This is a genomic window from Pseudomonas lopnurensis, assembly GCF_015070855.1.
In the GTDB taxonomy this organism is placed as follows: Bacteria; Pseudomonadota; Gammaproteobacteria; order Pseudomonadales; family Pseudomonadaceae; genus Stutzerimonas; species Stutzerimonas lopnurensis.
In genome coordinates, this window is sequence record NZ_JADDIX010000007.1 from 76,997 (window position 1) to 99,704 (window position 22,708).

The following is a 22,708-nucleotide window of genomic DNA, read 5'->3' on the forward strand; positions in this document are numbered from 1 at the left end:
ACGACAGGCGCATCAGCCCCTTGCAGCCGGCTCGAGCAAGCGTGAAGCTAACGCGAGTGCCACAGGGAGAACCGCATGAGCAAGAAAGTTGCACTGGTACTGGGATCTGGCGGTGCGCGGGGGTACGCGCATATCGGGGTCATCGAGGAACTGGAAGCACGCGGCTATGAGATCGGTTGCATCGCCGGGTGTTCCATGGGCGCGGTGGTCGGCGGCATCTACGCGGCGGGCAAGCTCGAGGAATACCGCAGCTGGATCGAGAACCTCGACTACCTGGACCTGCTGCGTCTGGTCGACCCCAGCTTCAGCCTCGGCGCCATCCGCGGCGAAAAGGTCTTCGGGCGCATCCGCGACATGGTCGGCAAGATCGCCATCGAAGACCTGCCGATTCCCTTCACCGCAGTCGCCACCGACCTCACCAATCAGCAGGAAATCTGGTTCCAGGAAGGCAGCCTGGAGCTGGCCATGCGCGCCTCCGCGGCGATTCCGAGCCTGTTCACGCCGGTGATGCAGGGCAACCGCATGCTGGTCGACGGCGGCCTGCTCAACCCATTGCCGATCGTGCCGGTGGTGTCCTCGCATTGCGACCTGATCATCGCCGTCAACCTCAATGCCAACAACCACAGGCAGTATCCGCTGCCGGAAATCGAGCGCCCCGGGCGCTTCGACGCGATGATGAGTTCGATCAGCTCGCACATCCCGTTCTGGCGCAAGGATGACAGCGAACTGGCCGATCAGATCGGCGACATCCGCGCCGACGAACTGATGCGCGGCGACCAGCCGCCCACGACGCCCACCAGCCAGAGCGCGCCGAAATCGGCGGAAGGCTCGACGGTGATCGATGTCACCGGCCCGGCCTCGTTGCTGGAGCTGATCAACCAGAGCTTCGACGTCATGCAGTCATCGCTGGCCCAGTACAAGATCGCCGGCTACCCGCCGAACGTGCTGGTCAACATCCCCAAGCGGGCCTGCCGCTTCTACGAGTTCTACAAGGCGCCGGAGCTGATCGCACTCGGCCGGATCGTCGCCCATGACGCCCTGGTGCGCTACGAAGAGGAGCTGTAGGGTGGATCGCGCTTCATCGATCCACCGAGCCGCGTCACGGTGGATGTAAAAAGCGACATCCACCCTACCCACTTCAGCGCCGCCCCACGGATCTGCCCGCCGCGCGCCCGACTACCCCTACGGCTTGGCGCTTTCGTGCACCTGGGGCGCAGGCACCGCGTCCTTGTGGGCCGCTTCCGGCACTTCCTTGATCAGCCAGTCGCCCAGCAGGCTATAGGCCACGGCAAGCAGCGTCGGGCCGAGGAACAGGCCCATGAAACCGAAGGCGAGGATGCCGCCGAACACGCCCAGCAGCACCACCACCAGCGGCAGATTGCCGCCACGGCTGATCAGGTACGGCTTGAGCACGTTGTCCACGCCGCTGATGATGAACATGCCCCAGATGCCGAGGAAGATCGCCATGCCGTAGTCGCCCTGCCAGGCCAGCCAGGCGACTGCCGGCCCCCAGATCAGCGGTGGCACCATGAGGAAACTGAAGGCGAAGGTCAGCAGGCCGAGCATCAGCGCACCGGGAATACCGGCGATGAGGAAGCCGATATAGGCCAGCAATGCCTGCGCCGCGGCCGTGCCGATCACGCCGTTGACCACCCGCTGCACCGTTCCGGCGACCAGTTCCAGGTAGTGATCGGCGCGATTGCCGATCAGACGATGCAGCAGGCTGTGCACGAACGCCGCCAGTTGCGGGCCGTCGCGATAGAAGAAGAACACCAGCACCAGGCTCAGCGCCAGTTCGAGCATGCCGCCGCCGATCCGCGCGCTGCGCACCAGCATCCAGTTGGCGACCTGACCGATGTAGGGGCGGATGCTGGCGATCAGCGCGGTACCCTGCTCGTCCACGGTTTGCCAGAACGCCACCAGGCGCTCGCCGACCAGCGGCACTTCGCCAAACCACTGCGGTGGCGCTGGCAGCCCGTCGACCTGCAGGTTGTGCAGCAGCGCATTGGCCTCGCGGATGTAGTCGGCGATGTTGAACCCCAGCCAGACCAGCGGAATCGCCACCAGCACCATCCAGCCGAAGGTCAGCACCCCGGCCGCCAGTGTCGCATTGCCGTTCAAGCGGCGCGTCAGCAGGCGCATCACCGGCCAACTGGCGAACGCCAGCACAGCCGCCCAGAACAGCGCCGAGGCGAACGGCGCCAGCACCCAGAGACAGGCACCCAGCAGAACCAGAAGCAGTATCTGCACCAGCAGGCGATCATTGTTGAGCATGCACAGGCACTCTACCGAGAAAAGCCGGCGCGCCTTTCGAAGGCGTGCCAGCCGAAGCGGCTATTGCAACCGCCCCGAAGGATCAGCGCAAGTGCCGGATGAGCAAACCCGGCTCTTGCGAGTCATCCACTTCCAGCCGCGCGGCGCGAATCCGCTCGCCGACCAGCGCCTCGCGCCAGGCGACCGCGGCACGTCCGGCGAGGCTGACGCGCATGGTGCTGTCCAGCCTGAGGACATTGGCCAGCAGCTGTCCCCAATCGGCCGTCGGCTCGTCCGCCAGGCGCGGCAGGCGCAACTCGCCGGTGCTGCGCAACTGGCGCAACAGCGTGGCCGCGGTCGGCAGGACCTCGTCCAGCGGCTGGTCCGGCTGCAACTGTTCGACATGCAGATACGGCCGGCCATTGCCGCGGGTTACCCCGTAAAGCGCCACCAGGCTGTCGGCGGCGTCGGGCAGGCGCGCCAGCAAGTAGGCCTGCTGACCCTCCGGGCCATAGAGCATGGCCTTGCCGAAGATCGAATTGGCCCACAGGCTGCTGGAGCCGCACTCGCGGCCTTCGCACCAGAACAGCAATTCCGCGTTCTGCCGCAGCAGCTCGCCACGGGCCTGGGTAAAGGCTTCGATCCCGCTGTGCACGGCGGGCAGCTGGTAGGTGATCGCGGTCAGGTTGCCGGACGCCACGACCTGCGCCGCCATGCGCAGGTTGCCGCTGATACGACGAATCGAATCCTGCGGATACAGGCGCTCCTGCACCTGCGCTTGCCGATAATCGATGATCTGCGCCTGGGCGAAACGCGGCAGCACCTCGAGATCGGCACTGCCGGGCACATCCGCCGCCCATGCGGCACTGCCGGCGAGCGCCAGCCCGGCTATCCATGCTCCTCGCATAAGACTCCTCAACGGGTCACCATCGACTGGGCGGTTTTCACCTGCTCGTCGCCACCGCCTGATCTCGAAACGAACGGCCGGTAATCCGGACCAGGCTCTTCCAGGGCATTGGAAATCCTGTGTCCATTGGGCGGCGCGGCACTGTACGGTTCGATCATTGCGGTGTCTCGGCTGGGACGATGCCTCCCAGCCTCGCCAGTTGGCAAAAGCAAGTCAAGCAAGGCTTTGCGACAGAGTCTTGCAGCGCCCCGGAGGTATTCAGCCGTGCAGGAACGGGTGGAACACCGCCGCGACCGCCTGCGCCCCCGCCTCGTCGTCCAGATGCAGGTGATGCCCGCCGGGCAGCCGATGTACCGCGAAGGGCAGGCTTTCGACGAACGCCTGCCTTTGCGGCTGGGTCATCAGGCCCTGCTCGGCCAGCACCAGGCTGGCGGGACAGGCGATCCGGGCGACGAACGCCTGGGCATGGGCGTACGTCAGGCGCAGCGGCGAAGGCAGCATCAGCCGCGCATCGGTGCGCCAGGTGTACCCGCCCGGCACCGGCATCAGCCCGCGCTGCGCAAGCCGTTCGGCCGCCTCCTGGCTGACCGCGCCCACGCCTTTCATGCGGGCCTTCACCGCCTGCTCGAAGGTGGCGTAGACCGGCTTGCGCTTGTCGTCCACGGCCAGCAGTGCCGCGAGCGCTTCGCCCAGCTTCTGCGGCGCGCTGTCCGCCTCGCCGGTATAGGGAATCACGCCGTCGATCAGCGCCAGCCGCTCGACCCGCTCGGGCATGGCGCCGGCGAGCAGCACCGAGACGATCGCCCCCATGGAGTGCCCCAGCAGGGAGAAGCGCTGCCAGCCGAACTGTTCGGCGACCTGCAGCACGTCGTGCACGTAGTCCCAGATGTTGTAGCCCGCGCCTGCCGGGCGGTGCTCGGAATGGCCATGCCCGGGCAGGTCCAGGGCGACGATGCGCAACCCCGGAAGGCGCGGCGCCAGCCGGCTGAAGGTGGCGGCATTGTCCAGCCAGCCATGCAGGGCGATGACCGGCCTGCCGTCCTCCGGCCCGTAGAGATGGGCGGCCACCTCGATGTGCGGCAGGCTCAGGCGGACTTCCTCGAACGGCACGTTCATGCGGCCCCCTGTGCGATTTCGCGATGGCGCCAGCGGCCGAACAGCCGTCTGAGCAGGTCGGCGGTATCCTGCGGGCGCTCCAGTGGGAACATGTGCCCGCCCGGCAGGCTGTGCGCTTCACCCCGCGACATCAGCCGCAGCAGATAACCGTGGTGCGGCAACACCACGCGGCTGTCGCGGCCGCGCACCATGGCCAGCGGAATCTTCAGCGCCGGCGGCCAGCCGGGCGTCACGTGTGGCACGCTGCGATAGATGCGGATCTCGGTCTGCGGATCGAAGCGCAGGCGCATGCCCTGCCCGGTCGGCTCGAGGCCATGTTCGATATAGGCTTCCAGGCAGTCGGGGTCGAAGCCGCGAAACAGCGACTTGCCGGCGAAGTAGACCCGCGCCTCCTCGGCGCTGGCGAACTGCTCGCGCCGGCCCAGCGTGCGCCCGGCCGGCGTCAGCCGGTCGATGAAACCCAGGCGCTTGGCGGCCCAGATGACCGTCTGGTCGAACCAGGTCGGAAGCGGCGAGTCGAGCATCACCACGCCGTGGTAGAACTCCGGGCGCAGCAGCGCGGCGCGGTAATGCAGCATGCCGCCGAACGAGTGGCCGACACCCCAGACCGGCTCGTCCAGGCGCGCGAGCTGCTCGAACAGTTCGTCCAGCAGGTTGTTCCAGTTGTCGTCCACCGGAAAGCGCGGATCGTGCCCGTGCCGATCCATGTGCGTGACCCGGTATTCGGGCGCGAGGGCAGCGAACAGCTTGCGATAGGTCGCAGCCGGGAAGCCGTTGGCGTGGGCGAAGAAGATGCGTTGCGGCATGGGGTCATTGTACGAGACGAACGGACCGACATTGTCTGGCAGCCCTCGGCAGGCGGCAATCACGTGGCCCGGCCGAAGGGAGGGCATTCAGGCCAATCAGCAGGCCGCAATGGCGGCCTGCGCCGCCATTGCCTATTGCATCAGCCCGCGGGGCCGCTCCTGTCCAGCGGCACGACCGCGACGGTGAGGCGCGAAATGCAGCTCGGCTTGCCATCCTCGCCGCTGAGGCGGATATCCCAGACGTGCGTCGAACGGCCCAGGTGCACCGGCCGGCAGACCCCGGTCACACGCCCGCTGCGCAAACCGCGCAGGTGATTGGCGTTCACCTCCAGGCCCACGCAATAGAACTTCGTGGTATCGATGCAGTGGTAGCTGGCCATGGAGCCGAGGGTTTCGGCCAGCACCACCGAGGCGCCGCCATGCAACAACCCATAGGGCTGATGAGTGCGCGCATCGACCGGCATGCTCGCCGTGATGGACTCACCGTCGAAGGATTCGAAGCGGATATCCAGCAGTTCGCTGATGGTGTTCCTGCGGGTGCTGTGAAGCTCTTCCAGGTCGGGCTGGCGATACCAGATACTCAAGGCGCGTACTCCATGCGGGTGTTGTTGTTATTGGACATCAGGGTCTGTCTTGGACGTTCGTTTATCCACGTCTTGCCGCGACTCGGGAGAAGCGCAAGAGCCTTTCGAGCGTAGGAGTCTGGGGGACGCCTGGTCCTTGCTGGCGATCCCGACCACCATTGGCGATGATCGCCAGCAAGCCGACTCCTACAACATAATGCCCGGTGAGTTAACAAACTAACCAGACAGGCCCACTAACCAGACAGGCCCGCGACCTGAACGGTACGGGCGAGGCCTGCCTACCCTAGCGAACGTGACGCACCGACACCAGTCGCATCAGCCCCCCGGCAATCGCTTCGCCCTCGAGTTCGGCCAAGGACGCCGTCGCCATCGCCAATGGCTCGCCGTGATGGCCGTTGACCAGCCAGCCGCCGAGGTTGCCGACCAATGGCTGGTGCGTGACCAGCAGCAGGTCACGCTCGCCGCGCTGATCGAGATGGCGCAGCGCCTCGCCGAGATCGGACTCCGGCGTCAGCCACGGCACGGTTTCGCAGGGGCCAGCGTAGCCCAGCGTCCGCCGCACCTCGTCGGCGGTCTGCTGCGCACGCTGGAACGGGCTCACCAGAATCGCCTGCAGCGCACGGCCCCGCAGATGCGCGGCATTATCCCGCACGTCGCGCCGGCCGCGTTCGGTCAGATTGCGTTCGGCATCGGTGCGGGCGCGCGGCTCGGCCTCGCCATGGCGCAGCAACCAGAGCCTCATGGCGTCTGCCCTTCCTTCGGTTCCGTCGGCGGCTGCGGCGGCACCGCCGTCGCCAGGTCGACATCGGCCGGGCGCGGCACCGGCCAGTCGGACAACGGCCAGGGTTTGCGCTCGGTATTGAAGGTGGCGAACCGGCCGATCTGCGCGATGTACTGGCTGAGGCTGTCGCCGAAGCCCTGCAGGCTGGCGTCCGCCCGCCCCTTGAGCAGGCGCAGGATCAGTTGCAGCACCACCACGACCAGCAGCACCAGTTCGGCGACTTGCCAGACGAAGAAGAAGATCAGCATCCAGACGGCCCGCAGGATCAACGACTCGCGTTCCGTACTGCGATTGGATTGATTCATGGAAGTCTCCAGTAGAAGTGCGCTTCAGAAGCCGTCGGTGGATATGAAATCCACGTCGGTCTTGGGCTCGCCGCGCATCAGCAGTTCGATGACCTGATCGAGCGTACGTCCCTCGAACAGGACGGCATGCAGGCCGGCGACCAGCGGCATGTAGACCTGCAGTTCCTCGGCCTTGCGCTTGAGCACCTTGATGGTATTGACGCCCTCCGCCACCTCGCCGAGCCGGGAAACCGCCTCGTCCAGGCTCAGCCCCTCGCCGAGGGCATGGCCCACCTGGAAGTTGCGGCTCTTGGGCGACGTGCAGGTCACGATCAGGTCGCCGACCCCGGCCAGGCCGAGAAAGGTCATGGGATTGGCGCCGAGCTTCACCGCGAAGCGGGTCATTTCCGCCAGCGCGCGGGTGATCAGCATGCTGCGGGTGTTCTCGCCCATGCCCAGGGCCGCGGCCATGCCGGCCATGATCGCGTAGACATTCTTCAGCGCGCCGCCCAGTTCGACGCCGAAGCGGTCGGCACTGGCATAGACGCGGAAAGTCCGGCCGTGCAATACCTCCTGCACGTGACGGCACAGTGCCTCGTCGTGGCTGGCGACGACGGTCGCGGTCAGGGCGTGCTCAGCGACTTCGCGAGCCAGGTTGGGACCGGACAGTACGCCGATACGTGCCTGCGGCGCGATCTCTTCGAGAATCTGGCTCATCAGCATGAAGCCTTCGGCCTCGATGCCCTTGGTGGTACTGATCAGCAGCTTGCCGGCCAATTGCGCGGAGAACGGCTGCAGCGCCTGGCGCAGCGCGCTGGACGGCAGCGCGACGAAGATCAGCGCGCAGTCGTTCAGCGTCTGCTGCAGATCGGTGGTGGCCTGCACCTGCGGCAGGATGTCGATTCCTTTCAGATAGCGCGGGTTCTGGCGCTGGACACGGATGCTTTCGGCCTGCTCCGCATCGCGCATCCAGAGCAGGACATGATGGCCGTTCTCGGCCAGCAGGTTGGCTATCGCGGTACCGAAACTACCGCCTCCGAGCACTGCAATGGGTTGCTGTCGTGTCATGTGGTTTCCGTCATTGGCCATCCGAAATGGCAGTGCCGAGCATTATACGTAGCGTATCGGGGGGGGCCAGCGCAAAGCCCGAACCTGCGAAAATCATCCGGTTACAGTTACTTCGGCTGCCGATGCACAACCGCGCACCGGCAATCGATGAGGGTTTGCAACCCTTAGTGCAACGTTTGTCTATACAGGACATGCTGTCGCAAGGTCCTCGTTGGACGGCCAGGAGTGTTAAAGTAGCCGCCCGTTTCTGTCTTTGCGTCGTTCAGCCGCAGCTACGGGTTGAATGGCGTCGCTGTTGCCAGGCTGTGACTTTAGCCACAACGCGGCAGTCTATGACTAGTCTTGATGATCAGGCCTCGAATTCTCGGCCCGGTATGTAAGCAGCAAAGCCCTCCACAAGGGGCCCATTGAGGAATACGCATGACCAAACAACACGCCTTTACTCGGGAAGACCTGCTTCGTTGCAGCCGCGGCGAACTCTTCGGTCCCGGTAATGCGCAACTGCCCGCACCGAACATGCTGATGGTCGACCGCATCGTTCACATCAGCGAAGTGGGCGGCAAGTATGGCAAGGGCGAGCTGGTCGCCGAGCTGGACATCAACCCCGATCTCTGGTTCTTTGCCTGCCATTTCGAAGGCGATCCGGTCATGCCCGGCTGCCTGGGCCTCGATGCCATGTGGCAGCTGGTTGGCTTCTACCTGGGCTGGCAGGGCAACCCCGGCCGCGGCCGCGCCCTCGGTTCGGGCGAGGTGAAATTCTTCGGCCAGGTCCTGCCGACCGCCAAGAAGGTCACCTACAACATCCACATCAAGCGCACCATCAACCGCTCGCTGATCCTCGGCATCGCCGACGGCACCGTCAGTGTTGATGGCCGCGAGATCTACAGTGCCGAAGCCTTGCGCGTCGGCCTGTTCTCCTCTACCGACAGCTTTTGAAGGACATCCGCATGCGTCGCGTCGTGATCACCGGCCTGGGTATCGTTTCCTGCCTGGGCAATGACAAAGAGACCGTCTCCGGCAACCTGCGCGCCGGCCGCCCCGGTATCCGCTTCAACCAGGCCTATGCGGACATGGGTCTGCGCAGCCAGGTTTCCGGCTCCGTCAATCTGAACCTCGAAGAACTCATCGACCGCAAGGTCCTGCGCTTCATGGGCGACGCCGCGGCCTACGCCTACCTGGCCATGGAGCAGGCGGTCAAGGATGCCGGCTTCAGCGCCGACGACATCTCCAATCCGCGCATCGGCCTGATCGCCGGTTCGGGCGGCGCTTCCACCATCAACCAGATGGAAGCCATCGACATCCTGCGCGACAAGGGCGTCAAGCGCATCGGCCCATACCGCGTACCGCGCACCATGAGCAGCACCGTATCCGCCTGCCTGGCCACCCCGTTCCGCATCAAGGGCATCAACTACTCCATCGCTTCGGCCTGCGCCACCAGTGCTCACTGCATCGGCCACGCCATGGAGCAGATCCAGATGGGCAAGCAGGACGTGGTCTTCGCCGGTGGCGGCGAAGAAGAGCACTGGAGCCAGAGCTGCCTGTTCGACGCCATGGGGGCCCTCTCCAGCCAGTACAACGAGACGCCGGAGCAGGCTTCGCGCGCCTATGATGCCAAGCGTGACGGCTTCGTCATCGCCGGCGGCGGCGGCATGGTGGTAGTCGAAGAGCTGGAGCATGCGCTCAAGCGCGGCGCCAAGATTTACGCGGAAATCGTCGGCTACGGCGCGACGTCCGACGGCTACGACATGGTCGCACCCAGCGGTGAAGGCGCGCTGCGCTGCATGCAGCAGGCGATGTCCACCGTCGAAGGCCCGATCGACTACCTCAACACCCACGGCACCTCCACGCCGGTGGGCGACGTCGCCGAGATCAAGGCGGTGCGCAACATGTTCGGCGACAAGGTACCGACCATCAGCTCGACCAAGAGCCTGTCCGGTCACTCCCTGGGCGCCGCGGGCGTTCACGAGGCGATCTACTCGATGCTGATGATGGAAGGCAACTTCATCGCCGGCTCGGCCAACATCGCCGAGCTGGACCCGGAAGTCGCCGACATGCCGATCCTGCGCGAAACCCGCGAGAACGCGCAGATCGACACCGTGATGAGCAACAGCTTCGGCTTCGGCGGCACCAACGCCACCCTGGTGCTCAAGCGCTGGAAGGGCTGAGCCCGGTCAATGGCTTGATGCCAATCACGAAAACGGCGCCCCGACAGGCGCCGTTTTTCGTTTCGGCCAATCGATGCAGGGTTGGCGCAGAGAGACCCGTAGGGTGGGCTTCAGCCCACCATGATGGGACGATGACGATGTTCCTGGTGGGCTGAAGCCACCACGGCTAGGCAATGGTGGCGTTCTCGGTGGGCTGAAGCCCACCCTACAAGGCTACAAGGCTCCGAGCCTTCTGAACTGATTCGGGCATAGCCATGAGCCTCAGGCAGCCTCGCTGTCGGCGGCGCTGACGCGGAAACGCCCCACCAGTTGCTGCAGCTTGCCAGCCGTGTGGCGCACGCGCTCGGCGCTGTCCTGCAGTACGCCAAGGGTCTGGCCCATTTCGCTGGAGGCCTGGTCGACGCCGCGTATGGTCTGGCCGTAGTGCAGGCTGCGCTCGTTCAGGTGCTTGATGATGTCGAACATGCGCTCGACGGTCTGGTGCAGGTGCACGTTTTCCGACGAGGCCTCTTCGGTCAAGCGCAGGCTGCTGTCGACGTTTTGCACGCCGCCTTCCATGAAGGACACCGCCTGGCGGGTCTCGGCCTGCAGGCTCTCCACCTTGTGCCGGATGTCCTCGGCCGCCTTGGCGGTGCGCTGGGCCAGCGAGCGCACCTCGCCGGCCACCACGGCGAAACCGCGACCGTGATCGCCGGCACGGGCGGCCTCGATCGCGGCATTCAACGCCAGCAGGTTGGTCTGCGTGGTGATGTCGCTGATCAGCCCGACGATCTCATCGATTTCGCCCATGCGGCTATCGAGCAGTTGCACGCTCTGGGCGGAGCGCTGAACCACGTCGCGGATGGATTCGGTGCCTTCGCGCACGGTGGCAAAGCGTTCGCGGGCGCGGCTCATCACTTCGTCCATGGCGGCCTTCATTTCCTCGGCCGTCATGGAGGCCTGCTGGATTTCGCCCAGCTGCTCCTCAACCAGCAGCAACAGCTGGTGGATCGATTCGGCGACTTCGCTGGTGGTCTGCCCCGCCTCGCCGCTGCGTGCGAGCATCACTTCGTTGTCCTGGCGAACATGCCTGGATACCTGGATGACCTGCCCGACCACGCCGTCCAGGCTGTCGATGAAACTGTTGATCCAGCGTCCCATGTCGCCACTCTCGTCGCGCTGCATGGTGCTGCTGTCGACGCGCTGGCGCAGGTTGCCTTCGCCTTCGGCCAGGGTCCGGATCACCTCGGTCATTTCATGCATGCGCGCCGCCAGCCGTCGCGGGCCGAACGAGGCGAAGGCCCAGGCACCGAGCACCAGCAGCAGGCCGTTGAGCACGTAGAGCATGGTCTGCGACAGGCCACTGAACGCCTGCAGCAAGCCGCCGATGACGAACAGCGTGGTCACGGTGGTCAGATAGGTCTTCATCAGGCCGACGCTCAGCGAGCGGCGACGATAGACTTCCTCCAGGTCGGCCTCGCACATCATGCCCCAGCGGTCCGGCGAGCCCTGCAGCTGGAAGGTGACCCCCTTGCCGATTACCGGGATGTGCCGGTAGTCGGAATAGCCGGGATAGGTGACGAACAGGTTCGAGCCCTTGGCGATGGTTTCGCGCACGCCCGGGTGCAACTGCCCGGTGGCCGGATCGGTGAAGCGCAGCTCCAGCTCGGTGTGCTGCTGCACGCTGACCGTGCCCCACTTGGTATGCACGCCGCTCTTGAGGTTCTCGCCGTGGCTGAAGGTGGAATCCTCGAAGCGCGAGCGCGACAAGGCCGTGCCGGGCTGGATGTGGCTGTCGAAGCGCGATTCGACCATGAACAGGTAGTTGTCGCCCGATTCGGGATAGACGTGCCCGGCCTCGCGCTGGATCAAGTCGCCGAGCACATCGTTGGGCACCCGCGCGCAGATGCAGCCGAGCGTTTTCCCGCCCACCTGCACGGGCTGGTAGAACATCAGCGTCACCGCATCGTGGAAGCGCGAGGTGGTCGCGCCCAGGCGCTGGGTCAGCGGATCGCGATAAGGGCCATGCAGGAACGGCTTGCTCAGGCCCTGCGCCACGGCCTTGCCGTCGAGGTCCTGTTGTCCGACATGGACGGCGCAGGTGGAAGCCAGCACCCGGCCCTGTGGATCGATGACGAACAGCTCGGACAGGTCCGGTAGTTGCGCGCGCTTCTTCTCCAGCGTGTCGGCATCGACATGGGCGAAGGCTTCGCCCAGGTTGCCGGCCAGGTCGGCCAGATGCTCCCAGTGGGCGCCCACCCAGTTCTGCAGTATCCGCACGCGGGATTGGGCAACACCTTCGAAGACCTGCTCGACGACTGGATACACGCCGCGATTCAACCAGCACGACCAGCGCATCGCCAGCTTGCCGGTCCCTCCGAACCACGGCAGCCAGCTACGTTCGCGGGCGGAGAGGTGCATCTGCTTGCTTTGAAGATGGGTCACGGACCGGTTCCTTACTGCCGACAAACATACTGGCGAAGTGCAATTAACAGACCAGCATGGTCGGGTACCGATAAATCCCGCAGCTCGCCTATTCGAACCCACCCCCGCATCTTTGTGGTGCAAACACGGCACCGTCAGAAGGGGTCGGGCATTGTCGGCAATCGAATCATTGTGCAAGCGGCCCGCGAATGGGGATCGGCAGCGGACGCACCAGCACGGCGTTGCAGACCCACGCGCCTGCTTACAGGCAAAAATTCGTACCGGCTACCGGTTCGTCTTCGAATAATAACGCACCACGAAAGCACAAGAACAACGAGGTGGACAGCAAAAACGCACCAAGAACGAACACGGTCAACTGGCGGGGCGTAGCGCACCAATCAGGGAATCAAGTGAATAACCCAGGGACGCTGCCAGTGCATCGGCACGCTGACGCAGCCCCACCTCATCCAGCTCCTGGTCGAGATCAGCTGGCACCAGCAGCACCACGTTGCCCTCCTTGACCGGGCATTCCCAGTAATGGCGGTGATACAGCCCGCGCAGGAGCGCAGCACCCAGCGGCTTGTTGTCGGAGGTGCCCCACTGGTTGATGATCAGCCAGCCGCCCGGATTGAGCTTTTCCTGGCAACGCTTGAGGAAAGCCCAGGCCAGATGCGCGGCATCCGGCCCGGCATCGTTGTAGAGATCGACGAAGATCAGGTCGGCATTCTCGGCGGTATCCAGCAGCTCGGTGGCATCGCCGATGCGGATATACAGCCGCGCGTCGTTCTGCAGCCCCAGGTAGCGCATCGCCAGCTCCGGCACGGCGGGACGCAGCTCGATGACTTCGACATCCTCCAGCGGCAGGAACCGCAGGCAGGCCTGGGTCAGGTTGCCCGCCCCCAGGCCGAGAAACAGCGCCGTCTCCGGCGCGGGATGACAGAGACCGCCAAGCAGCATGGCGCGGGTGTAATCGTACTCCAGCCAGCTGGGATCGGCGGTGAATACGCAGCTCTGCTCGACAGCCGCGCCGAATTCGAGGAAGCGATAGTCCCCGACCTGCAGCACGCGAATGAGCCCGAACGCGTCGCGCACCTCGGCCAGCAACTGCTCCTCTTTATCCATGACGCTCTCCGAAAATCCCGGCCCGTACCGCGTGCCGGTGATGGCGCATCTTAACAGGCCGATAGGTCATGGCTATCAACGGCGCCAGGGCGCTTCAGGTAAAATCGCCGCACTTACCGGAAATGGAACGACCATGAAGCACACCTGGAGTCCCGAGAGCTGGAGGGCCAAGCCGATCCAGCAGCAACCCGAGTACCCCGATGCCGGGCATCTGGAACGCGTCGAGAAGACCCTCGCCGGCCTGCCGCCACTGGTTTTCGCCGGGGAGGCCCGCGAGTTGCGCCGACAGTTCGCCGCGGTAGCCCAGGGCCGGGCCTTCCTGCTCCAGGGCGGCGACTGCGCCGAGAGTTTCGCCGAGTTCTCCGCCACCAAGATCCGCGACACCTTCAAGGTGCTGCTGCAGATGGCCATCGTCATGACCTTCGCCGCTGGCTGTCCGGTGGTGAAGGTCGGGCGCATGGCCGGCCAGTTCGCCAAGCCGCGCTCGGCCGGCAACGAGACCATCGACGGCGTCAGCCTGCCCGCCTACCGCGGCGATATCGTCAACGGCATCGACTTCAATGCCAAGAGCCGTGTGCCGGACCCGGAGCGCCTGCTGCAGGCCTATCACCAATCCACGGCCAGCCTCAACCTGCTGCGCGCCTTCGCCCAGGGCGGTTTCGCCGACCTGCACCAGGTGCACCAGTGGAACCTGGATTTCATCGCCAACTCGCTGCTGGCCGAGAAATACCATCAGCTCGGCGCCCGTATCGACGAGACGCTGAAGTTCATGCGCGCCTGCGGCCTGGACGATGCCCCCCAGCTGCGCGAGACCAGCTTCTTCACCGCTCACGAAGCCCTGCTGCTCAACTACGAGCAGGCCTTCGTCCGCCAGGACAGCCTCACTGGCGACTGGTACGACTGCTCGGCACACATGCTCTGGATCGGCGACCGTACCCGCCAACTGGACGGCGCGCACGTGGAATTCCTGCGCGGGGTGGGCAACCCCATCGGGGTCAAGGTCGGCCCGAGCATGGACAGCGAGGAGCTGATCCGCCTGATCGACACCCTCAACCCGGAGAACGACCCCGGCCGCCTCAACCTGATCGTGCGCATGGGTGCCGACAAGGTCGAAGCCGGCCTGCCACGCCTGATCCGCGCAGTGCAGAACGAAGGGCGCCAGGTGCTGTGGAGCTCGGACCCGATGCACGGCAACACCATGAAGGCCTCCAGCGGTTACAAGACGCGGGATTTCGAGCGGGTGCTGGCCGAGGTGCGGCAGTTCTTCGACGTGCACCGGGCCGAGGGCAGTTATCCCGGTGGCATCCATATCGAGATGACCGGACAGAACGTCACCGAGTGCATCGGCGGCTCACGCCCGATCACCGAGGCCGGCCTCAGCGACCGCTACCACACCCATTGCGATCCACGGCTCAATGCCGACCAGTCGCTGGAGATGGCCTTCATGATCGCCGAGACGCTGAAGCAACTGCGACCGCATTGAAGCAGAGCATGCAGGAGGCGCCTGCGCATCTTCGTCGCAGCGCTGTCGGCAGCAAACAGGGTGCAGCCCCGAGAAAGCCGCATGTGCGCACCGCGCCCGCAGGAGCCCCGGGGGGGGATGCCGAGTCCTTGTTGGCGATCATCGGCGTTGCGGCGGCTCGCCCGCAAGCGGGCTCCTACCGATGGGGCAAAAGGATAATCCGCGTTCATACCCGGCAGACGCGTGGGCAAGGCTTCGCCGTTGCCCACCCTACGGACTGGCGAAATCTCTAAATTTATCCGATAAAAACAAAGCGTTATTTTATGTTTGATGAGAGCCGGCTTGCTCGCGATCCAGCGCGGACTCGTCGTCCCTGGGCTCCCACGGCCGAATGCGCGGCGGCTCGTACCCGCCCATGGCGCCAGGAAAGCACAGCGCAGTTAGGCCAACCGTCAGCTCCCGCCATGCCGCCACGCCGGACGACGGAAGGCCGGCACGGCAAGGGGCCACGCGGTCTAACGCTCGATTGCTTCATCGCGGCAGGTTCGACCTTCATAGGTCACTAATAATTAGCAACATCGTTAACTCGCCAGCTAACTAATGGCTGATAGAATTCGCGCCGCATTTGACCCGGATTCCCCTACGCCCTCTCGCAGCCGGGCCATCGTTTAGAGGAAACACCCCGCATGACCGATTCACCACAGAACAAGGGAGCCGCCATAGCCGCCTCCATCGGCCTGTTTCTCGGGCCACTGCTCTTGCTGCTATGCATCCTGACCGACCCGCCGGCAGGCTTGTCCGAAACCGCCTGGCTGACGGTCGGCATGGCGGCGCTGATGGCCGTCTGGTGGTCGACCGAGGCGATTCCGATCCCGGCCACCTCTTTGCTGCCGATCCTGCTGATCCCCATCCTGGGCATCGACACCCTGGCCAGGGCCACCGCCCCGTACGCCAACCCTACGATCTTCCTCTTTCTCGGCGGCTTCCTGCTCGGCCTGGCGATGCAGCGCTGGAACCTGCACAAGCGCATTGCCCTGGCGACCCTGCTGGCAATGGGCAATGCGCCGAGTCGCCAGATCGCCGGCTTCATGATCGCCACCGCGTTCATCAGCATGTGGGTGAGCAACACCGCCACCAGCATCATGATGCTGCCGATCGGCTTGTCGGTGATCAGCCTGCTGGTGGCCGACAGCGACGCGCGTGAAGGCGAGCGCTTCGCCGTCGCACTGCTGCTCGGCATTGCCTACGCCGCCAGTGTCGGCGGCATCGCCACGTTGATCGGTACCCCGCCCAATGCGCTGTTGGCTGCCTTCCTGCGCGAAAACTACGACGTGCACATCGGCTTCGGCCAGTGGATGTTGCTGGGCCTGCCGGTGAGCATCGGCATGCTGCTGTTCATCTGGTGGTGGCTGGTTCGTGGTGGCTTCAGGCTGGCCGGTGGCGACAGCCGCGCGATGCTGGAAAAGGAGATGGCCGAACTCGGCCCGATGTCCAAGGCGGAGAAGATGGTCGCCGTGGTCTTCACCCTGGCGGCGCTGGCATGGATCTTCCAGCCGTTGCTGGCCGAACACGTCGACGGCGTGAACGACACCAGTATCGCCATGGCGGCCGCGCTGTTGCTGTTCCTGATTCCGGTTGACCGGCGCCAGCGCATCTTCCTGCTGGACTGGGATACGGCCAACAAAGCGCCTTGGGGCGTACTGCTGCTGTTCGGCGGCGGCCTGTCACTGGCCGGCGTGATCGGCGCTTCCGGCCTGGCCCAGTGGATCGCGCAGAGCCTGGGCGGCTTCGGCGTGTTGCCGCTGATCCTGATGATCGGCCTGGTTGCGCTGGTGATCACCTTCCTCACCGAGATCACATCCAACACCGCGACCGCAGCCGCCTTCCTGCCGCTGCTCGGCGCCCTGGCCGTGGCTCAGGGCCTGCCGCCGGAAATGCTCGCGATTCCCGCCGCCATCGCCGCCAGTTGCGCGTTCATGATGCCGGTTGCGACACCACCGAACGCCATCGTCTTCGGTACCGGGCAGATGCGCATCCAGTCGATGATCAAGGCGGGGTTCGCCATCAACCTGTTCGGCGTAGTGCTGGTCACGCTGCTGTGTTACGGCCTGGTCGGCTGGATCTGGACGAACTGAACAGGCCTCTGCAGGAGCTTGCAGGCGATCATCACGGCGATTCGCCAGGGTCGCCAGCAAGCTGGCCTACAGCAACAGCAAAAACAAAGGCTCTGTCCCAATTGCGTGTTGCTCGAAGTGTCGAGGTGTTCTGAGCGTCCGTAGGAGCGGGCCGTGCCCGCGNAGCTTTGCGCGCTGGAATATTCGCGGGCATGGACTCGGCGTCCCCGCCCTCTCCTACAGGGGGTACGTCCATCCGCAACAGCCAACTCGGACAGAGCCAAAACAAGAGGCTCTGTCCCAATTGCGTGTTGCTCGAAGTGTAGAGGTGTTCTGAACGTCCGTAGGAGCGGGCCGTGCCCGCGAAGCTTTGCGCGCTGGAATATTCGCGGGCATGGACTCGGCGTCCCCGCCCTCTCCTACAGGGATATGTCCATCCGCAACAGCCAACTCGGACAGAGCCAAAACAAAAAGCCCGGCGCGAAGCCGGGCTTTTCATGTCACCGCCGGGCTATCAGGCCTTGACGCGGGATTTGTACTCGCCGGTGCGGGTATCGATCTCGATCGAATCACCGATTTCGCAGAAGGCGGAAACCTGCAGCTCGGCACCGTTCTTCAGGCGGGCGGTCTTCATGACCTTGCCGGAAGTGTCGCCGCGTACGGACGGCTCGGTGTAGACGATTTCGCGAACGATGGTGGTCGGCAGTTCGACCGAGATCACCTTGTCGTTGTAGAAGACGGCTTCGCAGACGTCGGTCATGCCGTCTTCGATGAAGGTCATCACGCCTTCGAGGTCGTCCTTCTCGATTTCGTACTGGTTGAACTCTTCGTCCATGAAGACGTAGAGCGGGTCGGCGAAGTAGGAGTAGGTCACTTCCTTGCGCTCGAGAATTACCGGCTCCAGCTTGTCGTCGGCCTTGTATACGGTCTCGGTGGCGGAACCGTTGAGCAGGTTCTTCAGCTTCATCTTGACCACGGCACTGTTACGGCCGGACTTGTTGAACTCGGCTTTCTGGATGACCCAGGGTGCGCCGTTGATGATGGCCACCTGGCCGGCACGGAACTCTTGTGCGGTTTTCATACGAATATCCGAAATGGAATTAGAGACAAAAAAACAGGCCGCGTATCATAGCCAATCTGTGTAAAAAAACACCAGCTTTCCGGCCAGATCGCCGTTGGCGACCTGCTTGTGCGTCCACGCCTGTGCGTGCTCCAGCAGTGCGGGATATTCGCGCAGCAGAGCGCTCCAGGTTTCACCGGCCCCCTCCCCGGCATTCCAGGCGCGCCAGAAATCGCGCAGCGCGGCATTGGCTGCAGGGGGCAGGTCATGGGTGTAAAGGTCGAGAAAAGCGCCGAGCTTGTCCCAGTGGGCATCATCTTCCTGCGGGTAGATATGCCACACGAGCGGCCGGCCGGCCCACTGGGCGCGGATGAAGGATTCCTCGCCGCGCACGGCGTTGAAATCGCAGCTCCATAGCAGCAGGTCGTACTCGTCCTGGGTTAGGAACGGCACGACTACTACTTGCAGATTGCCGCGCTGATGGCAGTCACCCGCCTGCAGCATCGACACGCCCAGCCAGGCGGCGACATCGCCGAGCACCCTGCCCTCCGGCACCAGCAGCTGGTTGGTGCGCGAATCGCCCGCCAGGGCATTCAGCCAGCCGGCTACCGCCGAATTCTCGTAGGCGAACAGCGAAAGCAGGCGCGCTCCGGGTTGCCGCACCACGCCGAGCCCGGCCAGGAAATCCGCACGCCGCGCGGAGTCGGCCTGGTAGTCCGCGCACCGTCGCAGCAGATCGGCTTCGCGAATCAGACCACCGGTTTGCGCTTCGAAGCCGGGAAAGAAGAAGTATTTCTGCAAACCGCTGGCCTGCAGCGATGGCAAGGCGTGGCAGCCGACGATCCAGTCCTCGGCACTGAGGTACTCGAGGTTCAGCCAGAGGATGCGCCGGCCGCTCGCGGCCATGGCATTTATATAGGGCCGCGGCAGTTCGCAGGCGAACGCCTCGATGACCACATCGGCAGGTTCCGCGCCGGGCCATGCCTTCGACCAGCGCCGCACCTCCACGCCCTCGTGCATCTGCTGCTCGGCAGTGGCACTGGCCGTGGGGCAAAGCCGGGCGAAGGTGTCCAGGTCATCCACCCACAGCCGCACCTGCTGACCATGCTCGGCCACCAACTGGCGGGCCAGGCGCCAGGTCACGCCAATATCGCCGAAGTTGTCCACGACGGCGCAGAAAATATCCCAGCTTGCTTTGACAGACAAACCCATGCTCCTTGAACAAGAGATTCCGGCCATTTCGGTATTGCAGGAATGTCTGCGCAGAATACAGGGTACGGGCAGGTCGTTGGCCGATGATCGCCACGAGCGCGCGCTTGCACAACGCGATCGAGAAGGCACACGAAATCCGCCCGAGCCCGCTGAGGCGCAGAATGAAAGAAACAAGGGAGAAAGGAGGAAGAGGACTGTCGTTATGGAGGTGAACCCTACCAGCCACACCCCGGCACACAATGTCACCGCTGCGGCTGCTCCCTTCCGGGCCTGACCGGGTTCACGGCTGATCGTTGCGAGGGGACCGGCAGGGCCCACCATAACAAAACCCGCCTGGCGGCGAGCGGCGCCATTGTACCGGCTTATCAGCAACTTACAACCATCGGTTGGAGAACACTGCCGAGCGCTGAAAAAGCGGCAAGCTGTTTGCAGCGAACTTGCCGGGTCGCGGGCCCGAAACGCCTGGCCGCAGCAGAGGCTCCAGCCGGCTACCGTCGGTCAGCAACATCGACGACAGGGCTCCTGTTTGCCGCATTGCGTCGAATCGACCCTAGTCAAAGACAGCAGTCTGTTCGAGGATGAGCAGAGTCCTTAAACAACATCGAATGTTTGTCACGAAACTATGCTGCGCGGCGCCGAACGGCCTGCGCAGTCGATGGCACCAGCATACGAGGTAATCATGAGCAAGGCTTCAATCGCCATCATCGGTACCGGTATCGCCGGGCTTTGCGCAGCCCGAACCCTGCACGATGCGGGGCAAACGGTACACCTGTTCGACAAGAGCCGCGGCAGCGGCGGCCGCATGGCCAGCAAGCGCAGCGAGGCCGGTTCGCTCGATATGGGCGCACAGTATTTCACCGCCCGCGACCGCCGTTTCACCGAGGCCGTGCGCCAATGGCAGACCGAAGGCTGGGCCGAGCAATGGTCGCCCAACCTGTTCCAGGCCCGTGACGGCCAGTTGGCCCCCTCCGCCGACGAGCAATTGCGCTGGGTCGGCACGCCGAGCATGGGTGCGATCACCGGTGGCCTGCTGGGCGATCTGCCGGTCACCTTCAGTTGCCGAATCACCGAGGTTTTCCGCGGCGAGGAATACTGGACGCTGGTCGATGCCGACGGGGCCAGCCACGGCCCATTCAGCCAGGTGATCATCGCCGTTCCCGCGCCCCAGGCCGCCGCACTGCTGGCTACCGCACCCAAGCTCGCCGCCGTGGCCGCCAGTGTCGCGATGGAGCCGACCTGGGCGGTCGCGCTGGGCTTTGCCGCGCCGCTGAACACCACGCTGGAAGCCTGTTTCGTGCAGGACGATGCGCTGGACTGGATCGCACGCAATCGCAGCAAGCCGGGGCGCGACGGCCACCTCGACAGCTGGGTGCTGCATGGCACCAGCGGCTGGAGCCGTCAGCATCTGGATCTCTCCAAGGAAGCCGTGACCGAGCGCCTGCTTGGAGCCTTCGCCGAGCTCATCGACTGCGTGGTGCCGGCCCCGGAATTCACGCTGGCGCATCGCTGGCTGTATGCCCGCCCGACCCAGGCGCATGAGTGGAGCGCCCTGGCCGATGCACGGCTGGGCCTGTATGCGTGCGGCGACTGGTGCCTGTCCGGCCGAGTCGAAGGCGCCTGGCTCAGCGGCCAGGAAGCGGCGCGCAAGCTGCTGGAGAATCTCTGAGCGCAAGCGCCAGAACACGTCGTTTCCTGTGGGCAGTCCCGCCGCTGGCTGCCGGGCTCGATAGCGCAATGCTATTATCGTGCGTTTCAGCCCCGCCATGACCGGAGTGTCGATGAACCCCTCAACCCTGATCGGCATTATTGCGAGTATTGGACTGCTGACAGTCGTGATGCTGTTCGCTGCGGAAGATCCGTCGCTGTACATCGATCTGCCCAGCCTCGGCATCGTGCTCGTCGGCACCCTGGCCGCGACGTTCATCAGCTACCCGCTCCGGGAGGTCATGCGGGTGTTCGGGTTGATCTGGACGGTGCTGCGCAACGAGCGGCTGTACACCCGCCAGGATCTGGAAGAACTGGTGCAGATCTCCCGGCTGTGGATCAGCGGCGACCTGCCGGCGGTCGAGCGTGCGGTGGAGAAGGTCAGCAATCCGTTCCTGCGCACCGGGGTGCAGTTGGTGATCGACAATACCCCGGAAGAGGACATCCTCGACGTGATGCAATGGCGCATCGCCCAGTTGCGCGCCCGGGAAAACGCCGAGGCGCAACTGTTCCGCGCCATGGCCAGCTATGCGCCGGCGTTCGGCATGATCGGCACGCTGGTCGGGCTGATCAATCTGATGTTCATGCTCGGCAGCGGCGACATGGAACTGATCGGTCGCAGCCTCGCCGTGGCGCTGATGACCACCTTCTATGGCGTGCTGCTGGCCAACCTGATCCTCAAGCCGGTGGCCGTGAAACTCGAGCGCCGTACCGAACAGCGCGTCGCATTGATGAACCTGGTGATGCAGGGCATCTCGATGATGTGCAACCGCCGCAGCCCGGCGTACATGCGTGAGACCCTGAGGTCCTTCATCGCCCATCACGATGACGAGATCCGCGACGGCGGCAATGGCGCCCAACGCATCAAGCCGCAGGACGCCTGAAGTGAACGGGCAATCACCGCGCGGTCGTTTTGCCAAGTGGCATATCGAGCCGCGCCAGGAAGAGGAACAGGAAGCCTGGCTGCTGACCTATCTGGACATGCTCACCCTGCTGCTGGTGATGCTGGTGGTCATGCTCGCCCTGGCCGGCAAGGGTGACGGCCAGCACGCCCGGGCCGCCACAGGCGCCAGCGCCCAGGACCAGACCCTGAGCGAGCAACCCCTGGAGCTTGCGGCATCGGCCCAGCCGATACCCCCGATCGTCGCCAACCCGGCAATCGCCACACCTGCCGAGGTGGATGCGCGCGAGGCGCTGGCGATGGATCTGGGGGAAGACATCGAGGTGATCGTCAACGACGGCAGCATCAGCTTTCGCATCAACAGCGAGATTCTCTTCGGTTCCGGCCAGGCCGAGCTGGAAAATGCCGGGCTGGACGTGATCGACCGCCTGATTCCAACCCTGGCGGCGGGCCAGCACCGGATACTCGTCGAGGGTCATACCGACAACCTGCCGATCCAGACCGAACGCTTCCCTTCCAACTGGGAACTCTCGGCCAGCCGAGCCAGCAGCGTGGTGCGCTACCTGCAGCTCGCCGGCATCGACGCGACGCGCATGAGCGCTACCGGCTACGCCGACACCCGACCGCTCGGCGACAACGGCAACGAACAGGGGCGCGCCAGCAACCGTCGCGTCGAACTGATCATGCAGACCCAGCCGGACAAGCCTTGAGGAAGCCTCAAGCCTCAAGCCTCAAGCCTCAAGCCTCAAGCCTCAAGCCTCAAGCC

At 64.6% G+C, this 22,708-nt stretch carries 21 protein-coding genes and 1 other RNA gene; 8 read left to right on the top strand and 14 right to left on the bottom strand.

Annotated elements, in window-relative coordinates; translation table 11 throughout:
* The first annotated feature begins 75 nt into the window (after positions 1–75).
* Complete coding sequence (locus IN820_RS00765; protein WP_193679138.1) at positions 76–1,065, top strand: patatin-like phospholipase family protein; 990 nt, start codon at positions 76–78, stop codon at positions 1,063–1,065.
* Between the two features lie 117 nt (positions 1,066–1,182).
* Here the strand turns inward: IN820_RS00765 and IN820_RS00770 are convergent, their stop codons facing one another.
* The 9 genes from IN820_RS00770 to IN820_RS00810 all read right to left on the bottom strand — a co-directional run bounded on the left by IN820_RS00770 (position 1,183) and on the right by IN820_RS00810 (position 7,799).
* A complete protein-coding gene (locus IN820_RS00770; RefSeq protein WP_193679139.1) occupies positions 1,183–2,274 on the bottom strand; it encodes an AI-2E family transporter in 1,092 nt (363 codons plus the stop codon).
* An 82-nt stretch (positions 2,275–2,356) separates the two neighbouring features.
* The gene (locus IN820_RS00775) at positions 2,357–3,160 is read right to left on the bottom strand and encodes a DUF4892 domain-containing protein (RefSeq protein ID WP_193679140.1); all 804 of its coding nucleotides are present in this window, start codon (positions 3,158–3,160) and stop codon (positions 2,357–2,359) included.
* 8 nt (positions 3,161–3,168) lie between these two features.
* On the bottom strand, positions 3,169–3,318 hold the full coding sequence (locus IN820_RS00780; RefSeq protein WP_193679141.1) for a thioredoxin domain-containing protein: 150 nt from the start codon (positions 3,316–3,318) through the stop codon (positions 3,169–3,171).
* Between the two features lie 100 nt (positions 3,319–3,418).
* Positions 3,419–4,276 (bottom strand): alpha/beta hydrolase, encoded by an 858-nt coding sequence (locus IN820_RS00785; RefSeq protein WP_193679142.1) that lies wholly within the window; start codon positions 4,274–4,276, stop codon positions 3,419–3,421.
* Positions 4,273–5,082 carry an alpha/beta fold hydrolase gene (locus tag IN820_RS00790; RefSeq protein ID WP_193679143.1) on the bottom strand — a complete coding sequence of 270 codons (810 nt, stop codon included), beginning with the start codon at positions 5,080–5,082 and terminating at the stop codon, positions 4,273–4,275. The genes IN820_RS00785 and IN820_RS00790 overlap by 4 nt, the downstream gene beginning before the upstream one ends.
* A 140-nt stretch (positions 5,083–5,222) precedes the next feature.
* The gene (locus IN820_RS00795; RefSeq protein WP_193679144.1) at positions 5,223–5,666 is read right to left on the bottom strand and encodes a hotdog fold thioesterase; all 444 of its coding nucleotides are present in this window, start codon (positions 5,664–5,666) and stop codon (positions 5,223–5,225) included.
* 283 nt (positions 5,667–5,949) lie between these two features.
* Positions 5,950–6,408, bottom strand: coding sequence for a phosphohistidine phosphatase SixA (sixA, locus tag IN820_RS00800; RefSeq protein ID WP_193679145.1), 459 nt, complete (start codon positions 6,406–6,408; stop codon positions 5,950–5,952).
* On the bottom strand, positions 6,405–6,752 hold the full coding sequence (locus tag IN820_RS00805; RefSeq protein WP_193679146.1) for a DUF4389 domain-containing protein: 348 nt from the start codon (positions 6,750–6,752) through the stop codon (positions 6,405–6,407). Before IN820_RS00805 ends, sixA begins: the two co-directional genes overlap by 4 nt.
* Before the next feature lie 24 nt (positions 6,753–6,776).
* A complete protein-coding gene (locus tag IN820_RS00810) occupies positions 6,777–7,799 on the bottom strand; it encodes an NAD(P)H-dependent glycerol-3-phosphate dehydrogenase (protein WP_193679147.1) in 1,023 nt (340 codons plus the stop codon).
* 420 nt (positions 7,800–8,219) lie between these two features.
* Between IN820_RS00810 and fabA the strand changes: the two genes are divergently transcribed.
* Positions 8,220–8,735 (top strand): 3-hydroxyacyl-[acyl-carrier-protein] dehydratase FabA, encoded by a 516-nt coding sequence (gene fabA, locus IN820_RS00815; RefSeq protein WP_193679148.1) that lies wholly within the window; start codon positions 8,220–8,222, stop codon positions 8,733–8,735.
* Positions 8,736–8,746: 11 nt separating this feature from the next.
* The gene (fabB, locus tag IN820_RS00820; protein ID WP_193679149.1) at positions 8,747–9,964 is read left to right on the top strand and encodes a beta-ketoacyl-ACP synthase I; all 1,218 of its coding nucleotides are present in this window, start codon (positions 8,747–8,749) and stop codon (positions 9,962–9,964) included.
* Between the two features lie 261 nt (positions 9,965–10,225).
* On the opposite strand, the gene IN820_RS00825 is transcribed toward fabB, so the two are convergent.
* Together IN820_RS00825 and IN820_RS00830 are read right to left on the bottom strand one after the other, a co-directional pair.
* Positions 10,226–12,388: a methyl-accepting chemotaxis protein gene (locus IN820_RS00825; protein WP_193679150.1), complete on the bottom strand. Its 2,163-nt coding sequence runs from the start codon at positions 12,386–12,388 to the stop codon at positions 10,226–10,228.
* 351 nt (positions 12,389–12,739) lie between these two features.
* Positions 12,740–13,489 carry a spermidine synthase gene (locus IN820_RS00830; RefSeq protein ID WP_193679151.1) on the bottom strand — a complete coding sequence of 250 codons (750 nt, stop codon included), beginning with the start codon at positions 13,487–13,489 and terminating at the stop codon, positions 12,740–12,742.
* A gap of 133 nt (positions 13,490–13,622) precedes the next feature.
* Between IN820_RS00830 and IN820_RS00835 the strand changes: the two genes are divergently transcribed.
* On the top strand, positions 13,623–14,972 hold the full coding sequence (locus tag IN820_RS00835; protein WP_193679152.1) for a class II 3-deoxy-7-phosphoheptulonate synthase: 1,350 nt from the start codon (positions 13,623–13,625) through the stop codon (positions 14,970–14,972).
* Positions 14,973–15,637: 665 nt separating this feature from the next.
* A complete protein-coding gene (locus IN820_RS00840; RefSeq protein WP_193679153.1) occupies positions 15,638–17,086 on the top strand; it encodes an SLC13 family permease in 1,449 nt (482 codons plus the stop codon).
* A gap of 493 nt (positions 17,087–17,579) precedes the next feature.
* On the opposite strand, the gene efp is transcribed toward IN820_RS00840, so the two are convergent.
* The 3 genes from efp to ffs form a co-directional block, all read right to left on the bottom strand.
* Complete coding sequence (efp, locus tag IN820_RS00845) at positions 17,580–18,146, bottom strand: elongation factor P (RefSeq protein WP_003296422.1); 567 nt, start codon at positions 18,144–18,146, stop codon at positions 17,580–17,582.
* 45 nt (positions 18,147–18,191) lie between these two features.
* Complete coding sequence (gene earP / locus IN820_RS00850) at positions 18,192–19,331, bottom strand: elongation factor P maturation arginine rhamnosyltransferase EarP (RefSeq protein ID WP_193679154.1); 1,140 nt, start codon at positions 19,329–19,331, stop codon at positions 18,192–18,194.
* A 219-nt stretch (positions 19,332–19,550) separates the two neighbouring features.
* An RNA gene (gene ffs / locus IN820_RS00855) (signal recognition particle sRNA small type) lies at positions 19,551–19,647 on the bottom strand.
* 369 nt (positions 19,648–20,016) lie between these two features.
* Here ffs and IN820_RS00860 point away from each other — a divergent pair.
* From IN820_RS00860 to IN820_RS00870, 3 genes are all read left to right on the top strand, one after another.
* Positions 20,017–21,003 carry an NAD(P)/FAD-dependent oxidoreductase gene (locus tag IN820_RS00860; protein WP_193679155.1) on the top strand — a complete coding sequence of 329 codons (987 nt, stop codon included), beginning with the start codon at positions 20,017–20,019 and terminating at the stop codon, positions 21,001–21,003.
* A gap of 112 nt (positions 21,004–21,115) precedes the next feature.
* On the top strand, positions 21,116–21,925 hold the full coding sequence (locus IN820_RS00865) for a motility protein A (protein WP_193679156.1): 810 nt from the start codon (positions 21,116–21,118) through the stop codon (positions 21,923–21,925).
* Between the two features lies 1 nt (position 21,926).
* A complete protein-coding gene (locus IN820_RS00870; RefSeq protein WP_193679157.1) occupies positions 21,927–22,652 on the top strand; it encodes an OmpA/MotB family protein in 726 nt (241 codons plus the stop codon).
* The last annotated feature ends 56 nt before the right edge of the window (positions 22,653–22,708 follow it).